This window comes from Paenibacillus sp. J5C2022 (genome assembly GCF_025567625.1).
GTDB lineage: Bacteria > Bacillota > Bacilli > Paenibacillales > Paenibacillaceae > Pristimantibacillus.
The window spans coordinates 131,156-147,207 of record NZ_JAOQJC010000009.1 but is presented as its reverse complement, the minus strand read 5'-3'; the positions used below and the strand labels follow the sequence as shown (position 1 = coordinate 147,207).

13 protein-coding genes are annotated in these 16,052 nt (G+C 53.2%); 9 read left to right on the top strand and 4 right to left on the bottom strand.

The genetic code is table 11. The features are described 5' to 3' along the window. The first annotated feature begins 18 nt into the window (after nucleotides 1–18). From M6D81_RS09635 to ptsP, 3 genes are all read left to right on the top strand, one after another. Nucleotides 19–684, top strand: a complete 666-nt coding sequence (locus tag M6D81_RS09635) for a hypothetical protein (RefSeq protein ID WP_262676659.1) — start codon at nucleotides 19–21, stop codon at nucleotides 682–684. A 139-nt stretch (nucleotides 685–823) separates the two neighbouring features. Continuing rightward, on the top strand, nucleotides 824–2,710 hold the full coding sequence (locus M6D81_RS09630) for a glucose PTS transporter subunit IIA (RefSeq protein WP_262676658.1): 1,887 nt from the start codon (nucleotides 824–826) through the stop codon (nucleotides 2,708–2,710). Continuing rightward, complete coding sequence (gene ptsP, locus M6D81_RS09625; protein WP_262676657.1) at nucleotides 2,707–4,449, top strand: phosphoenolpyruvate--protein phosphotransferase; 1,743 nt, start codon at nucleotides 2,707–2,709, stop codon at nucleotides 4,447–4,449. The genes M6D81_RS09630 and ptsP overlap by 4 nt, the downstream gene beginning before the upstream one ends. Here ptsP and M6D81_RS09620 read toward each other — a convergent pair. Beyond that, complete coding sequence (locus M6D81_RS09620) at nucleotides 4,446–4,976, bottom strand: type 1 glutamine amidotransferase domain-containing protein (protein ID WP_262676656.1); 531 nt, start codon at nucleotides 4,974–4,976, stop codon at nucleotides 4,446–4,448. The genes ptsP and M6D81_RS09620 overlap by 4 nt on opposite strands. A gap of 69 nt (nucleotides 4,977–5,045) precedes the next feature. Here M6D81_RS09620 and M6D81_RS09615 point away from each other — a divergent pair, with 69 nt between their 5' ends. The 4 genes from M6D81_RS09615 (at nucleotide 5,046) to M6D81_RS09600 (ending at nucleotide 7,878) form a co-directional block, all read left to right on the top strand. Further along, nucleotides 5,046–5,498, top strand: coding sequence for a VanZ family protein (locus tag M6D81_RS09615; protein WP_262676655.1), 453 nt, complete (start codon nucleotides 5,046–5,048; stop codon nucleotides 5,496–5,498). Nucleotides 5,499–5,637: 139 nt separating this feature from the next. Next, on the top strand, nucleotides 5,638–6,051 hold the full coding sequence (locus tag M6D81_RS09610; RefSeq protein WP_262676654.1) for a hypothetical protein: 414 nt from the start codon (nucleotides 5,638–5,640) through the stop codon (nucleotides 6,049–6,051). A 115-nt stretch (nucleotides 6,052–6,166) separates the two neighbouring features. After that, entirely contained in the window at nucleotides 6,167–7,171 is a 1,005-nt protein-coding gene (gene ccpA, locus M6D81_RS09605; protein ID WP_262676652.1) for a catabolite control protein A, read from the top strand. Nucleotides 7,172–7,176: 5 nt separating this feature from the next. Further along, a complete protein-coding gene (locus M6D81_RS09600; RefSeq protein ID WP_262676650.1) occupies nucleotides 7,177–7,878 on the top strand; it encodes a 5'-methylthioadenosine/adenosylhomocysteine nucleosidase in 702 nt (233 codons plus the stop codon). 74 nt (nucleotides 7,879–7,952) lie between these two features. Here the strand turns inward: M6D81_RS09600 and M6D81_RS09595 are convergent, their stop codons facing one another. Further along, nucleotides 7,953–9,122: an acetoin utilization protein AcuC gene (locus M6D81_RS09595; protein WP_262676649.1), complete on the bottom strand. Its 1,170-nt coding sequence runs from the start codon at nucleotides 9,120–9,122 to the stop codon at nucleotides 7,953–7,955. Between the two features lie 36 nt (nucleotides 9,123–9,158). After that, nucleotides 9,159–9,794 carry a GNAT family N-acetyltransferase gene (locus M6D81_RS09590; RefSeq protein WP_262676648.1) on the bottom strand — a complete coding sequence of 212 codons (636 nt, stop codon included), beginning with the start codon at nucleotides 9,792–9,794 and terminating at the stop codon, nucleotides 9,159–9,161. 188 nt (nucleotides 9,795–9,982) lie between these two features. On the opposite strand from M6D81_RS09590, the gene acsA reads away from it, so the two are divergent. Next, nucleotides 9,983–11,707 (top strand): acetate--CoA ligase, encoded by a 1,725-nt coding sequence (gene acsA / locus M6D81_RS09585; protein WP_262676647.1) that lies wholly within the window; start codon nucleotides 9,983–9,985, stop codon nucleotides 11,705–11,707. A gap of 361 nt (nucleotides 11,708–12,068) precedes the next feature. On the opposite strand, the gene M6D81_RS09580 is transcribed toward acsA, so the two are convergent. Continuing rightward, nucleotides 12,069–15,320, bottom strand: a complete 3,252-nt coding sequence (locus M6D81_RS09580) for a transglycosylase domain-containing protein (protein ID WP_262676646.1) — start codon at nucleotides 15,318–15,320, stop codon at nucleotides 12,069–12,071. A gap of 189 nt (nucleotides 15,321–15,509) precedes the next feature. On the opposite strand from M6D81_RS09580, the gene M6D81_RS09575 reads away from it, so the two are divergent. Then, on the top strand, nucleotides 15,510–16,049 hold the full coding sequence (locus tag M6D81_RS09575) for an NfeD family membrane protein (RefSeq protein ID WP_262676715.1): 540 nt from the start codon (nucleotides 15,510–15,512) through the stop codon (nucleotides 16,047–16,049). The last annotated feature ends 3 nt before the right edge of the window (nucleotides 16,050–16,052 follow it).

The window sequence follows — 16,052 nt, the reverse complement described above, 5'->3', positions numbered from 1 at the left end:
TTCCAAGGAGGGCGCAACGTGAATTATATGTCTCAGCAACCGTCGGGTTTTGGAGCACAGGGTTATCAAAGCGGCAATCAAGGTCAGCAACAGCAATATAAGCCAAGCGGCTTTGTTCAATCCCATTATCAAGGACAACTGAGCCAGCCTAACTTCGGACAGGCACAAGGACAAGCCGGAATGTCCTCGTTCCAGCAAGCGGGCAATATGAGCAATCAAAGCTCGAATCAACAGGCAATGGGACAGCAGCACGCTGCATCGTATCAATCTCATGCTCCTGTACAAAGCCACGCCAGCTCGCCAGCTGCGGCGTTCGGCAATGTGGGACCTGTCATCGCGCATACCGGCGGCTATCAAGCTGGCGGACAACAACAAGCTCATGCGCAACAACAGCAATCCCAATCGCTTTATCAACCGCAATCTCAATCCATGTCGTATCAAGCGGCTTCGAACATGCAAGCCCAAGGCATGTCTCAAGGTATGCAAGCACAAGGCACACAAGCCCAAGGCATGCAAGCAGGTTCGCAGGCGGCTTCTCAATACGGCATGAGCTATACCCAGTCGCATACGGGACAAAACCCTGTATATCAAGCGACGAACGCCTATCAGCAAGCCGGTCCGGTCATCTCTAAGCTTGGCTGGCAAGCCGGTCAGCAGACTCAGCACGGAGGAAACATGCGTTAAGCTGCCGGCTGGCGACATGAAGGAAAAGAATCATCAACAGGGCGGGCCTTTATAAGGTCCGCTTATTCATTTTGACAAATTCGCCGCTTGGGCGTAACATCGTATAAGATGACAGTTAGGTTGTATTAGGAGGAGAAAGATGACGTTTATAGGAAGCTTGCAGCAGCTGGGACGAGCATTAATGCTGCCTATGATTGTGCTTCCGGGAGCTGCCGTATTTTTAAGCTTGAGCCAGCTGCCATGGTCATATATCGGATTGCCCGCGATGCCTGAGCATCTGCGCGCAGCCAGCGAAATTATATTTCACTATTTGCCTCATTTGTTCGCGATTGGGGTAGCTTTGGGGCTGACAGGCAATGCGATGGCGGCAGGAGTCGCTTCACTCGCCGCTATTTTCATCTATTCCGGCATTACGGAGTCTGCCAATCCTGCCATACATCCGACGGTTTTTATAGGCGTTCTGATCGGACTGACAGCAGGGAAGAGCTATGAGCGATTCAAGGATCTCCGGCTGCCGGAATACATACAGTTTTTTGGGGGCCCGCGCTTTGTTCCGTTATTTGTCAGTTTTTTGGCGCTATTGTTCTCTATCGGCATGGTCAATATTGCGCCGTTCCTGCAAGATCAACTTGTTAAGCTAGGCGATGTTGTGGCGTCAGCCGGCGGCTTCGGGGTTTTCCTTTACGGCTTCGTGCACCGCATACTCGTCGTATTCGGCCTGCATCATCTCGTCAGTCATGTATTCTGGTTTCAGATCGGGGGCTACGAGAACGAATACGGCAATATGGTGTACGGCGACTTGCCGCGCTTCTTCGCAGGCGATCCTACAGCAGGCGCGTTTATGGCTGGGCTTTACCCGACGATGATGTTCGCCTTGCCCGCGATTGCCTTCGCGATTATTCATGAAGCGCGTGAGGATTTGAAGCCGAAAATTCGCAAAACGTTCCTTTCCGCGGCGCTCGCCTCTTTTTTGACGGGTGTGACTGAGCCGGTAGAATTTGCCTTTCTGTTTGTCGCTCCATACCTGTACGTCGTGCATGCGGTTCTGTCGGGCATCATTATGTGGATTACTTACGAGCTGGGGGTAAGGCACGGATTCTCATTCTCTGCGGGTGCGATCGACTTCGCGATCAACGAGCATCTGGCTACGAAGGGCTGGCTGATCATTCCGATCGGCATCGTCGTCTGGATCGTGTATTACTTCCTGTTCCGCTGGGCGATCAGAAGGTTCCGCATTCCGACTCCCGGACGCGAAGAGGGCTCGCCTCTGGATGATTGGGCGGGGGATATTCCATATCGTGCGCCGCTCATTCTGCAGGCGATCGGCGGGAAAGAGAATATATTGCAGATGGAATCCTGCATTACGCGGCTTCGGCTGAAGCTGGCCAGCGAGAAGGAATTGGACATCAATGCGCTTCGCAGCTTGGGGGCTGCCGGCGTTATCCGGCTCGGCGGCGGGCATGTACAGGTCGTATTCGGCACTTATTCTGAGCTGATACGCGAGGAAATGCTCAAGGCGATTCAGCGCGATCAAGACCAGGTGCTGTTCCATTCGCCAATGCAAGGCAAGATGATCCCGCTGGACGAAGTGCCGGACCCCATCTTCGCAGGCAGGCTTGTAGGCGACGGTGTCGCGTTCTTGCCGGACCGGGGCGAGCTGGTATCGCCGGTGAAGGGAACCGTAATTCATATTTATCCGACGATGCATGCGATCGGCATCCGGACGGCCGAAGGGCTGGAAGTGCTTATGCATATCGGCATCGATACGTCGGGCCTGGCCGGGAAGTCGTACTTTCAAGCGGTCGTTAAAGAAGGGGACGAGGTTCTGCCGGGTGATCTGCTTATTCGCTTCAATCTGCAGCGTGTGCGCAAGGAGAGCAAGTCGCTTGCCACTCCGATGGTCATTACCAATGTGGAAGCGGTACGTTCCTGGCGTTTCGCGCCATTCAAGCAAGTGAAGAAGGGGCAATCCTCAGTGATGTCAGTCGTACTCAATGAGAGCAATGGTGGAGGGGAAACACAATGATTCAGGGAATAGGTGCTTCAACGGGCATTGCCATAGGAAAGGCATTTGTGCTGCCTAATTGGGAGTGGGAAGTTCCCGATCAAAAAATAGATGTAGCCGATTTCGCCCGGGAGTTCGAAAGGGTCTATGAGGGCATACGCACCTCCAAGCATGAAATCGAACAAATAAAAGATGAGCTCAGGGAAGTCGTAGGCACGGAGCAGTCGCAAATATTCGATGCCCATCTTGCCATTCTGGATGATCCTGTATTTATGAACGAGATCCAGGGCATCATTCAGCGTCAGTATACGGCGGCGGAAGTGGCGGTTAAGGAGGCCATCGATCACTTTGTGACGATGTTCGACCTGCTGGACGATGACTACATGAAGGAACGGGCGCTTGACATCAAGGATGTCGGCAACCGGTTGCTCAAGCATCTGCTCGGCGCTCCGGAGATTACGCTGCCTTCTGACACGCAGCCGTTTATTCTCGTGGCGAAGGAACTCTCACCGTCCCAACTGGCGAACTTGAACCCGGATCATGTGCTCGGCATTGTCACTCTGGCGGGCAGTACGACTTCACACTCCGCCATTATGGCGCGTGCGCTCGGTATCCCCCTTGTTGTCGGCATCGAGCATAAGCTGGCGGAGCCGATTATAACGGGACAGTTCATTATCATTGATGGCGGGGAAGGTACCGTCTATATCGGTCCCTCGGGAGAGGAGATCGAGATGTACCGGGAGCTTCAGTACCGGATGGACAAGGCGAAGGAGAAGCTCCATACGATTGCGTCTCATCAGTCCGTCACGCCCGACGGTAAGCAGGTGCGGCTCGAAGCCAATATCAGTTCCTTGAAGGAACTGGAGATTGCGCTGGCCAGCGGAGCTACGGGCGTAGGCTTGTTCCGAACGGAATTTCTGTACATGGACAGGAATCGCTTCCCGAAGGAAGAAGAGCAATATGAGGTGTATGCGAGCGTTGCGAAGCGCTTGGGAAGCGAGCCGCTCGTTATTCGCACGCTGGACATCGGCGGAGACAAGCAGCTGGATTATTTCGAGCTGCCGGAAGAAGACAATCCGTTCTTGGGATACAGAGCGATTCGCATCTCGCTGGTGCAGAAGGAGCTGTTCAAAACGCAGCTGAGGGCGATACTGCGAGCCGGCATACATGGAAACGTCAAACTGCTGTATCCACTCATTACGTCGGTAGAAGAAGTGCGGGCGGCCAATGCGATATTGGAGGAAGCGAAGCAGGAGCTTCTCCGTGAAGGCGTAGCGTTCGCGGCCGACATGCCGATCGGAGTAATGATCGAAGTGCCTGCAGCCGTTATGATTGCGGATTTGTTGGCGCAAGAGGTGGATTTCTTCAGCATCGGGACGAATGACTTGCTGCAATTCACGCTTGCGGTCGACCGAATGAACGAGGAGATATCCTATCTGTACGAGCCGTTCCATCCTGCGCTGCTGCGCATGCTGCAATCTACAGTGGATGCGGCCAAGCGGCACGGCATCAAGGTAGGGGTATGCGGAGAGATGGCGGGCGACTTGCGGGCATTGCCGATCTGGCTCAGCCTGGACGTAGAGGAACTCAGCATGTCGGCCCATTCCATTCTGCCGTTGAAGGAGCGTCTGCTCAAGACGCGCCAGCAAGAGAGTCTGGCCATCTTCGGGCAGCTCCAGCATTGCCGGACGAGTAAGGAGATTATCGCTCGTCTTGAGTCGTTCCTGGAGAAGCAGGAAGAGAAAGCAGCGAATGGCTAACCCATTCGCTGCTCCAGCGCGTCTACGAAAGCTTTGGCATATGGCGGCAAGTCCGGAGGTCTTCTCGCGGAGATGAGATTGCCGTCGACGATGACGGGTTCATCGTACCAGATGGCGCCTGCATTCTCCATATCGTCTCTGATGCCTGGCGTTGACGTTACTTTGCGTCCCGCCAATATTTTCGCGGAGACGAGCACCCAGCCCGCATGACAGATCTGGCCGATCGGCTTGTCTTGTTCATTCAGCTCTTGCACGAGGCGGAGCACCTCGGGGTAACGTCTAAGCTTGTCCGGCGCCCAACCTCCCGGCACAAGCAGTCCGATAATGTCATGACTGCTGACTTCCTGGAACGATACGTCGGCAACCGCCGGCACGCCGTATTTTCCAATGTGCTTCCCGCCTTTCTCAGGACCGGCGAAGAGCACGGTGGCTCCGGCTTCGCGGGCACGGTACACGGGATACCATAATTCCAAATCCTCGAACTCATCGTCAAGCAAGCAAATCACGGTTTTGTTCTGCAAGGACATGCCAATACCCTCCAATACGTACTAATATGATTTCATTCCTATTGTATCGAAGGAGCATGGACGAAGCAAATGAAGAAGAGATCCCGGGATATTTACAAAAAAACAATAAAATTCGTGCCGGCAATAGGTTGGATGACCGTCATCTTTATTCTGTCTTCGCGCACCGGCGACGAAATGAATCAAGTTTTGCCTCTTTTCCAGAAGTGGTTCCCATTCATGAACGATTTCAACTGGGGACATTTCGTCGCTTACTTCCTGTTGGCGGCCGCGCTGGACTACGGGTTCGGCAGGCGTGCGGAGCGACTCTCTATGAAGCTGCTGATTGTTGCGCTGTGCGTGCTGTACGGCGTGACCGATGAATACCATCAGTCCTTCGTCGGCGGCCGAATGATGGACATGAAGGATCTGCGGAACGACGGCATTGGCGCTGCCGTTTGGGTAGCGTTCGCATCCATTCCGGCCATACGGAATATTTGGCGGAGAATCGCCGGAACGAACAAGGAATCGCCGCCCGATCAATAGGCAGAATTGGCTACCGTAGTAAAAATTGCATAGCGGCCAAAAGCAGGATTTTTAGCAAAAAAGGTCGAATGGGTAAGCGACTGAACTTATGTGCGAAATAGACTGGATTGATAGTCGTGCCTAGGGGGAGCTGACCACCATGCAGAAGCCATGCCAATGCGGCGATACGATGACCATGAAGTTAAGAACTGTTATATACTCCGGTAAAGTGGAAATCGACAATGTCCCGATTTTCAGCTGCGACAGCTGCAGCAAAAGTGAAGTGATCCCTGAAGTGAAATCGGACTTGACGGGACTGATTTCTCAACTGGGCTCCGAGCCAAATAAACAGACATTCCTGTTTAACGAGTGCAATGAATGGGCAGATTTGTTAGTAGAGGCCAAAGTGACGAAGCAGCTTCCCAGCGATGCCACGATGCAAGAGCTAATGAAAGGGCGAATCAATGCGCTGCTTGACATGTATTTGCTTGCCCAGTCTTTGGACGACAAGGAGTGGCTTGAAGATGTGAAGAAACGGCTGGAGCAGCTGAGCAGACGGCCATTGCATACATAGTTGGGGTCAACATTGCGAAAAGTAATATTTTGTCGTATCATTACGTTAATATGCGGAGCACGTATGAATCACGTATGAATAGAATTAAAAATTTGAACAAATGGAGAGAGAATCCGTGACGGTAACCATTTATGATGTAGCAAGAGAAGCAGGCGTATCCATGGCTACAGTATCGCGGGTTGTCAACAACAACCCGAATGTAAAGCCAGCTACTCGCAAGAAGGTATATGAAGCGATTGAGAGATTGGGCTATCGCCCGAACGCTGTTGCAAGAGGATTGGCAAGCAAGCGGACGACGACTGTGGGCGTCGTTATTCCCGACATCTCCAATTCGATCTTCGCAGAAGTCGCTCGCGGTATCGAGGATATCGCCAACATGTACCACTACAATATTATTCTGTGTAACGCCGACAAGAAGAAGGACAAGGAAATTCGTGTAGTCAATACACTGCTGGAGAAGCAGGTCGACGGTCTGCTCTTCATGGGAGGTGCGGTGACGGAAGATCACCTGCAAGCGTTCAAGACGGCGAATGTTCCGGTCGTGCTGTGTGCCACATCCGACGAGAGCGAACAGATCCCTTCCGTTGACATCAATCACGAGGAAGCGGCTTATGACGCTGTCATGAAGCTTATTCAGAACGGACATAAGCGAATTGGAATGATTAGCGGTACGCTTCAGGACCCTGCCAGCGGCTATGCCAGATTCCAGGGGTACAAGCGGGCGCTTCAAGAGAGCGGCTTATCCTATGACGAGTCTCTGGTTCGAATCGGCAATTATCGCTACGAATCAGGAGTCGAAGCGATGAAGTACTTCATCGAGCTGAATGAGCGGCCTACCGCAGTATTCTCCGCTACCGACGAGATGGCGATCGGGGCCATTCACTGCATTCAGGATTCCGGACTGCAAGTGCCGGGCGATATCTCCGTTATCAGCGTAGACAACAGCCGTATGGCTTCTATGGTAAGACCGCAGCTGACGGCGGTGGCACAGCCGATGTACGATATCGGGGCGGTGTCCATGAGACTTCTGACGAAGCTGATGAAGAAGGAGCATGTAGAGCAATACAAGGTGACGCTTCCTCATGAGATCGTCATGCGTCAATCGGTAGGGGGAGTATAACGTACATGTCCTGGAATACAATCGGAATTATCGGTGCCATGGAAGAAGAGATCAAGCAGCTTCATGAGCATGCAGACGTGGCGTCGCAATTTACTCAAGCAGGCATTACTTATTATAAGGGCACGCTTCATGGGCGGTCCGTCATCTATTGCAAGTCGGGTGTGGGCAAAGTGAACGCTGCGGTATGCACGCAGCTGCTGATCGGAGAAGGGGTAGATTGCATTCTGTTCACCGGGGTTGCCGGTGCGCTTGATCCCAGGCTGGACATCGGTGATATCGTCGTCTCCACGAGCTGTATCCAGCATGATATGGATTGTACGCCGCTCGGCTTCCCGCAGGGCGTTATTCCGTTCCAGGAAGTATCCGAATTCGTCGCCGATCCGGAATTGGTGAAGCTGGCCAGCGAAGCGAGCGAGCTTCTCTTCCCGGGGCGAAGCCTTGCAGGCAAAGTGCTGTCCGGCGACCAGTTCATTGCCAGCCGCGATAAAGTGAACGAGCTCCACGAAGGGCTGCAAGGCGCTTGCGCGGAGATGGAAGGGGCAGCAGTGGCGCAGGTATGCCAGATGAACGGCACTCCGTTCGTCGTCATCCGCTCCATGTCGGACAAAGCCGACGGCTCGGCTCATGTGAATTTTGAAGAATTTACCGTGAAGGCATCCGATCACTCCATGCGTATGATCGAAGAGATGCTGAGACGCATGTCCTAATCGCTATTATCCCTAATAGCAGTCGTTCAGATAAGTCGGAACGACTGCTTTTTTCGTATTGTCCGTGCCGGAAGCTACAAGTCTTGAATAACAATCTCCTGCACATGGCGATTTTGCGCCCGAATCTGCTCCCGGCGGGGCATGGCGGGAAAGGCGGAAGTGTCATCCAGCCAACGGCGGGGCAAGAGGAACGGACTGCTGTCTTGCCACCTGTGCACCCATGGCGCCGGCAAAGCCTTCCCGTCCAGTGACGACAGCAAGGGATGATCAGTCATCTCCAGCCATACAAGCGACCATGCGCGAGGAACGACGCGCCACAAGTCGTAGCCTCCTCCGCCAAGCGCGATCCATCTGCCTTCCGTGAAGCTGTGCGCCAGCTCATGAATGATCGCGGGCATCTCCTTATAGATGCGCATCGAGCAGTGGATATGGGAGAGCGGGTCGTAAGCGTGCGCATCGCAGCCGTGCTGGCTCACAATGACATCCGGCTTGAAATGCCGGATAACCTTCCTGATCGTTGTATTGAAGCTCTCCAGCCAGGAATCGTCTTCGGTATACGGCTCCATCGGCACGTTGAAGCATGCTCCGAAGCCCTTGTCCAGCCCTTTCTCATAGGCGAAGCCCGTCCCCGGGAACAGGAACTTGCCCGTCTCGTGAATGGAATACGTGCAAATATCCGGGTTGTCGTAGAAGCTCCATTGTACGCCGTCACCGTGATGCACATCCGTATCGATATACAGGACGCGGGCGCCATACATATCGCGAATGCGCTGAATGGCGATTGCAGCATCATTGTATACGCAGAAGCCCGCAGCGCGGTCTGGAAAGGCGTGGTGCAGACCGCCCGCCATATGATAGGCATGGAGCGTCCGTCCGCTCATAACTGCATCTGCGGCTGCGACGGAGCCGGATACGATGGCAGCCGCCGCTTCATGAATGCCTTCGAAGTAGGGGGTATCTTCGGTATGCATCCCGTATTGATTGGCGAGAGATTCATCACTGGTCCAATTGGCGGCATTGCTCAGCTGCTTAACCGCTTCCACATAATCGGGGCGATGGACGAGCTGCAGAAGCTGATCCGTCACCTCGATCGCGGGCATCTCAATGTTCTCATCCTTCAGCGCACCTGAATCCTTGAGCAAGTCCAGCGTCAGCTCATAACGGATCGGGTCGAAGGGATGGTCATCGTAAAATTTATATCGGGCTGCTTGCGGGTGATGAAAGAACAATGCATTAGACGACATGTTCAGGCTCATATCCTTTCTGCCAAGATAGGCATATCAATACATGAATCTTCCTCGGAATCTTACGCGGTCGAACTGCTCTACGGAGCTGAGCGGCACTTCCTTGCCGATCCGCACCATTAAGCAGTTCGCCGGATGCGAGCATATCTCTGGATCGTCCGTCGCGAACCAGACCATATCAACGGACTTCATCAAATTCTCCATCATATTGCGGTAGTCCCATACGCTGAGCTTGGTGCTCTCCAAGTCCCAGTGCCAATAATACTCCGTCGTGTATACGATCGCATTCTCCAGCTGCTCCTCGGCGAAGGCAAGCCGAATCAGCTTCTTCCCGAGACCGTAGCCCCGATAATCGTTGGATACTTCAATCGCACCGAGCTCGATCAAGTCGGACATGCCGCCCTCCGACCAGCGCTCCAATTCGTCGGGATAGTGGAAGGTTACATAGCCGACGATGACTCCATTCTCCACCGCTGCGATAATGCGTCCTTCCTCCAGACCGGCAATGTCGACCAGCGCCTCGTGCTGCTCCATGGGGCGGCGGAACGCATCCAATTGAGGGTGCATCGTGTAATCTTTGAGACGGTGGGGCGGAATCGGGCCTTCAAGGATGAACTCACGTTCATTATCTACAGTTATCTTCTCGGTTTGAAACCGTTTTCGATGCTCCATGGCCTCAAGCTCCCTTGTATGTAATCAATAAGATTCGTCGTATTATGCCTCTATATGGTTATAACAAACAATCAATCAAATGAAAAGCATAGTCGAAAATAAACTTTATATGCTATAATAACAAGGAATGTTTTTGAAAGCGCCTTCTCTTTGGAGGGGGTATATAGATTTGATGGGAGAGTGATAGGATGATCAACTTACATCAAGAGCGCGTACCGGCAACAGCGACTAATCCGAATCTGAGAAACTATGAAGAAGCGGCGGCTTCTTTCAACTGGGAAGAAGTAGAGAAACAATTCAGCTGGCACACGACCGGGAAGGTCAACATGGCTTATGAAGCGATTGATCGCCATCTGGAGCGCGGTCTGGGAGACAAGACCGCGCTATATTATAGCGACAGCGTTCGCGATGAATCCTATACGTACCGCCAGCTCAGCGAGCAATCCAACCGGTTCGCCAATGTGCTTCGCAGTCTTGGCATCGGCAAGGGCGAGCGCGTATTCATCTTCATGCCCCGTACGCCTGAGCTTTACTTCAGCATTCTGGGCGCCGTGAAGATCGGTGCCGTCGTAGGACCGTTGTTCGAAGCGTTCATGGAGACGGCGGTGAAGGACCGGCTGCAGGATAGCGAAGCGACTGCCATCGTGACAACGCCTTCATTATTGCCTCGCATCAAGCGGGATGAGCTGCCGAACTTAAAGCATATTATCGTCTTCGGAGAGGATATTCCGCAAGAGGAAGGCATTATCAATTATCAAGCGGAGATGGATAAGGCTTCCGATCAAGCCGAGATTGAATGGCTGGGACGGGAAGACGGACTGATTCTCCATTATACTTCCGGTTCCACTGGCAGGCCGAAGGGCATACTGCATGTTCAGAACGCAATGATTCAGCATATGTATACCGGTCAGGTCGTGCTGGATCTGAAGGAAGACGATATTTACTGGTGCACGGCCGACCCGGGCTGGGTTACGGGGACTTCTTACGGCATCTTCGCGCCTTGGCTGAACGGCGCATCGAACGTTGTGCGCGGCGGACGCTTCAGTCCGAGCGACTGGTACAGCGTCATTCAGAAATACGGCGTAACGGTATGGTACAGCGCGCCTACCGCATTCCGAATGCTGATGGGAGCAGGGGACGACTTGTCGCAGCAGTTCGACTTGTCCAGCCTCCGTCATGTATTGAGCGTAGGCGAGCCGCTTAATCCTGAGGTTGTCCGCTGGGGCATGAAGGTGTATGGTCAGCGCATCCACGATACATGGTGGATGACGGAGACAGGCGGCCAGCTCATCTGCAACTATCCAAGCATGGACATTAAGCCGGGCTCCATGGGCAAGCCGCTGCCGGGCGTTCAAGCGGCCATTATCGACGACAGCGGCAATGAAGTTCCTCCGTACCGGATGGGCAATCTGGCCGTACGCACGCCATGGCCGTCGATGATGCGGAAAGTATGGAACAATCCGGCCAAGTATGAAGAGTACTTCCGTCTGGAAGGCTGGTACGTCTCAGGAGACTCCGCTTATATGGATGAAGACGGCTACTTCTGGTTCCAGGGCAGAATTGACGATGTAATCAATACGGCAGGCGAGCGTGTAGGACCGTTCGAAGTGGAGAGCAAGCTGGTTGAGCATCCTGCAGTTGCCGAGGCCGGCGTAATCGGCAAGCCAGATCCGATGCGCGGCGAGATCATTAAGGCGTTCATCGCTCTGCGTGAGGGCTACGAGCCGTCGGATGAGCTGAAGAAGGATATTTCCCAATTCGTGAAGGTAGGTCTGTCCGCGCATGCGGCGCCGAGAGAGATTGAATTCAAAGACAAGCTGCCGAAGACGCGCAGCGGCAAAATTATGAGACGTGTGCTGAAAGCTTGGGAGCTTAATTTGCCAACCGGCGACTTGTCTACAATTGAAGATTAATCAGTTATTCGGAAGGGTTGACTCATAAGCAGGTTTGCTCGCTTGATGAGATAGCCCGCCACCCAGGAAAAAATGGAAAATAATGAAATGGCGATGCTTAGGGAGTTCATCCCCGCATCGCCATTTCTGGTCTATAGCTGCCGAAAACGATGGAACTCCCGTCTGTCGATGCGTAACATGGATATTGATGAAGCCATAGGTATTTACCAGGAGGCTAATAATCGATTCAATAGCCGAGAGTAGTGCCCCTCACGACATGGCCGAGACGTATGAAGTTCCATAGCTAAAGCAAGCAAGGACACCCATGCCGGGTGTCCTTGCTTGCTTTAGTTATTCGTTTCGTATGCAGTAATTCCTAGTTTTACTTGATGCTGACTATAGCGGAACGTTCGGAGACACCCTCATCATTTTCTGCTGTAATGTAATAGGTGCCAGCGGTTAACGTGCCCAAATGTTCAAAGCTGGTCTGGGAGGTTGCGGCGATACGTGTATACTTGCTTCCGCCGTCTTCCTTATAGTAGACGTTATACTGGACGACCTGATCCGATACGGAATTGGCCGACCAGCTGATAGTGACGCTCAGATCCGATTGTACAGCTTTAACGCCGGTAGGGGCTGCAGGAACAGGAGTGCTTCCAGACTGGTTGTCCCCATTGCCGCTGTTGTCGCCGGAATTACTGCTTCCGTTGCCGTTGTTGTCGCCGGAATTGCTGCCTCCGTTGCCGCTGTTGTCGCCGGAGTTGCTGCCCCCGTTGCCGTTGTTGCCGCCGGAATTGCTGCCTCCGTTGCCGTTGTCGCCCCCGGAATTGCTGCCTCCGTTGCCGTTGTCGCCGCCCTCTCCGTTGCCATCCGGGTTCTCCGGATCGACAGGCAATGAGCCGAACTGCAGAATGACGCTTGGTGCGGATTCCTTGCCGACGACATCGACTGCAGTTACATAATATTTGGTGAGGGCATCTTTCTTCGCCATTGTCGGCATAATATAGTTATCGCCGAGATGGAAGGAGTCTCCCAGTTTCTTGAACTCCTCGTCATTGAAGGAGCGGTACACGCGATATCCCACGACATCCTTAGACGGACTGTCTGTGAACGTAATTTTCACCTCGCCGCTATCAGATGCTTCCATCTTGACATTTTGAGGCGGAGTAGGCGGTGCACCGTCGTCATTGCGAGGGTCCGTCTTGGATGGAGCGTTGTTCTCCGCATCAGCAGGCAAGTACCTCTCAAGCGGCAGCCTTTTGCTTCCGGGGAGTCTGGCTTGCGCCGCTTTGATCTCATCCATCAATTCATCCAGCGGTTTCTTCCGTTTAATGACGACCTTCTTCTTAAGGAACTCCGAAGGCGTCTTCTCATTCGGCACATAGTTGATGCCTTCATAGGTGATATACTCCATCTCTACAAGAGATTCGTCTTTCTTCTTCGGGATATGCTTCTTGTCGAACCAATCCGTTACCAGCATGCCCGCCGATCTGGTTAGAGCGGTTGGGAGCAGTCCGCTTGCACTGGACACCGTTGCTTTTGTAACGCCTTCCGGTCTTTCGAACTCTTCCGTTTTGAACATCTCCGGCTTGGCGTCCGACACTTCGTTCAATATTTTGGCCCAAATTTTCCGTGCGCGCCATCTGCCCTCATACGTAAGCGAGTTGGCTTGCTTCTCGTAGCCTGCCCATACGCCCAGCGTCACATCCGGCGTAAAGCCCATGAACCATACGTCGCCGTACCCTTGCGTCGAGCCAGTCTTACCGGCTATCGGAATGTCCCCGTACTTGTCAAATTCTCTTGTGAGATTGTAGCCGCTGCCTGAAGGGCTGGATATAACCGTTCTAAGCATATCTCTCATCAGAAAAGCCGTTTGCTCCGAAAATACGGTTTTCGGCTTGGCTTCGTGCTCGTAGACGGTTTTGCCGTTGGAATCCGTTATCTTCTCAATCAGATAAGCGTCGTTGAATACGCCATTGTTCGGAATCGAGCCGTAAGCGTTCGTCAATTCCTCTACCGTCGTGCCGTACTGCAAGCCGCCGATTACACCCGTCTGGGAATGCTCGTCGGCAGGGTCCAGCGTGGTGATCCCAAGCTCACGTACGAACTCCAGCGCCACCGGAATCGTAACCTGCTCGTTGTAAATCTTGAGTGCCGGCAAATTCAACGAGCGGTTGAGCGCATCTCTGGCCGTAACCAATCCTCTGAACTTCCGCGTCACATTCATCGGAATATGAAAGCCCTTCTGGCCGTCTTTCATGACCATGGGAGCATCGTCAATGATGCTGGCGGGCTGCACGATGCCAAGGTGAATACCGGGAAGATAGGCTGCGATCGTCTTCATGGTTGAACCCGGCTGACGGACCATTTGCGTCGAAAAGTTCATTTGCTCTTCATAGAAGTCCCGTCCCTCCAGCATACCGAGAATCGCACCGGTGCGATGATCGATCATCATGCCTGCGATTTGCTCCAGACCTTTCGTCTCGCTGTAAGGGGTGAAGTTGTTCTCATCGCTGCCGATTTCCCTCATAATCTGGTAAATCTCTTTATCAATCGTCGTATGGATATGATAGCCTGCCCGCAGCAGATGCTGTCTGGCTTCTTCGATTCGTTCCGCATTCTCCGGCTTGCGCAAGTCCTCTGTCGTCAAGCTGGGATCTTCCTTCATCAGCAATACTTCCGCCGCTTTGCGCTCTGCTTCCAGCATTAAGTACGGATAAGTCGTATAGCCCTTCTCGCTTGGCGGGGCGATCGTTGCACGAATGTCGAAGTTAACGGCATCATCGTATACTTGCTGTGTAATTCGGCCCGTCTCCAGCATTCGCTTCAGAACGAACTGCTGGCGCTTCATCGCTCTCTCGAAGCCGGTTTCATTGAATTTGCCGGCGCCGGTGAAAGCGGAGTAGCGGGAAGGCAATTGCGGCAAGCCTGCCAGATAGGCGGCTTGGGCGATATGCAGATCGTTCAGATCCTTCACGCCGAAGATGCCTTTGGCGGCGGCTTTAATGCCGTGTACCTGATAGCCGTTGGAGCCGTTGCCGAACGGCATCTTGTTCAAGTAAGCGGTCAGAATTTCTTCCTTGGTCAGATAGCGCTCCATGCGCATGGACAGGAAGATTTCCTTCGCCTTGCGGCCGTCCGTCTGGTCCAAGCTCAGGAAGACGTGGCGGGCCAGCTGCTGGGTAATGGTGCTTCCTCCCGTCTGAACGTCTTCGTTGAACAGCCTTTCCTTCACAGCGCGGCCGAGACCGGTAATATCGATGCCGATATGCTCCATGAAGTTGTTGTCTTCCGTTGCCAGCAAGGCATCCTTCACGCTTTCCGGAATCTCTTCATAGCTGACTACAATGCGGTCCTCGTCCGTACGCAGCTGACCGACCAGCGTCGCGTCGTTGAAGTACACGTATCCCGTCATGGCATATTCATCCACTTTGTTCTCGATAACGGTTCTTGGGCGAACTTCATCACTCTTAACAAGTGCGGCCACGTAGCCGGTTACCGCACCGCCGGCAAGCAGACCTATGAATATGCCGAAGTAGACAAGCCACTTCACTGTCATAAAGCTTACTAAACCGAACAAACGCCATTTGCTGTATCTTGGTTTGCCACGTGATTGCTGTTGCTCTTCCTGCATGAGTTCCCTTCCTCCTCCAAAATAACATTACTATTATAGCAAATAATCTCCACCAGGTACACGACTGACCATGACAGCAATCGAACAATTCCATACGATATCCGATAAAAGAGAAACGTATGTCGGTTTTCGGCGTATTAAAAGACGGCAATGATTACAGGTTATGGATGAAGAAAGAGGGTGATGAGTTTGGAAACCTTGTATATGGCTTGCCTGATTGGCGGAATTCTGTTCGCGCTCGTTAGCATTGTTTTCGGAGATTGGCTCGGTCAGGCGCTGGATGGCGTGCTGGACTTTCTGTCCGCGGATGGTCTGCCCTTCCTGCAGCCGATGACGCTAATAGGAGGCATTACCGTATTCGGAGGCGCAGGCATTCTGCTGGAACGCTACAGCCCGCTTGGCGCATTCGTGATCGCACTTCTTGCTGTGCTGATTGCGATTGTGGCGGGAGCGCTCGTCTTCTTCCTCTATGTGCGTCCGATGGAGAACAGCGAGAATTCCATTGCGTTCTCCGTGAAGTCGCTATCTGGAGCGTTGGCCGAAGTGATCACGCCGGTGCCGGAGAAGGGATACGGCGAGGTGCTGGTGAAGGTGGGAGCCGGCGTAACCAACCAGATTGCTGCCAGCTTCGAAGGGAAACCGATTGCATCGGGCGCGACAGTCGTAGTCGTCGAGGTGAAGGATGACACCCTCTATGTTTCTGAAGTGGACCTGCATCTTAATTCCTGAGAG

Bases quoted from the DNA above. Each gene is read 5' to 3' on its own strand.
- M6D81_RS09630 (WP_262676658.1), top strand. From the start codon at position 824: ATGACGTTTATAGGAAGCTTGCAGCAGCTGGGACGAGCATTAATGCTG.
- M6D81_RS09590 (WP_262676648.1), bottom strand. From the start codon at position 9,794: ATGGAGCATCGAAAACGGTTTCAAACCGAGAAGATAACTGTAGATAAT.
- acsA (WP_262676647.1), top strand. From the start codon at position 9,983: ATGATCAACTTACATCAAGAGCGCGTACCGGCAACAGCGACTAATCCG.
- M6D81_RS09580 (WP_262676646.1), bottom strand. From the start codon at position 15,320: ATGCAGGAAGAGCAACAGCAATCACGTGGCAAACCAAGATACAGCAAA.
- M6D81_RS09600 (WP_262676650.1), top strand. From the start codon at position 7,177: ATGTCCTGGAATACAATCGGAATTATCGGTGCCATGGAAGAAGAGATC.
- ptsP (WP_262676657.1), top strand. From the start codon at position 2,707: ATGATTCAGGGAATAGGTGCTTCAACGGGCATTGCCATAGGAAAGGCA.
- M6D81_RS09615 (WP_262676655.1), top strand. From the start codon at position 5,046: ATGAAGAAGAGATCCCGGGATATTTACAAAAAAACAATAAAATTCGTG.
- M6D81_RS09620 (WP_262676656.1), bottom strand. From the start codon at position 4,976: ATGTCCTTGCAGAACAAAACCGTGATTTGCTTGCTTGACGATGAGTTC.
- M6D81_RS09595 (WP_262676649.1), bottom strand. From the start codon at position 9,122: ATGTCGTCTAATGCATTGTTCTTTCATCACCCGCAAGCAGCCCGATAT.
- M6D81_RS09610 (WP_262676654.1), top strand. From the start codon at position 5,638: ATGCAGAAGCCATGCCAATGCGGCGATACGATGACCATGAAGTTAAGA.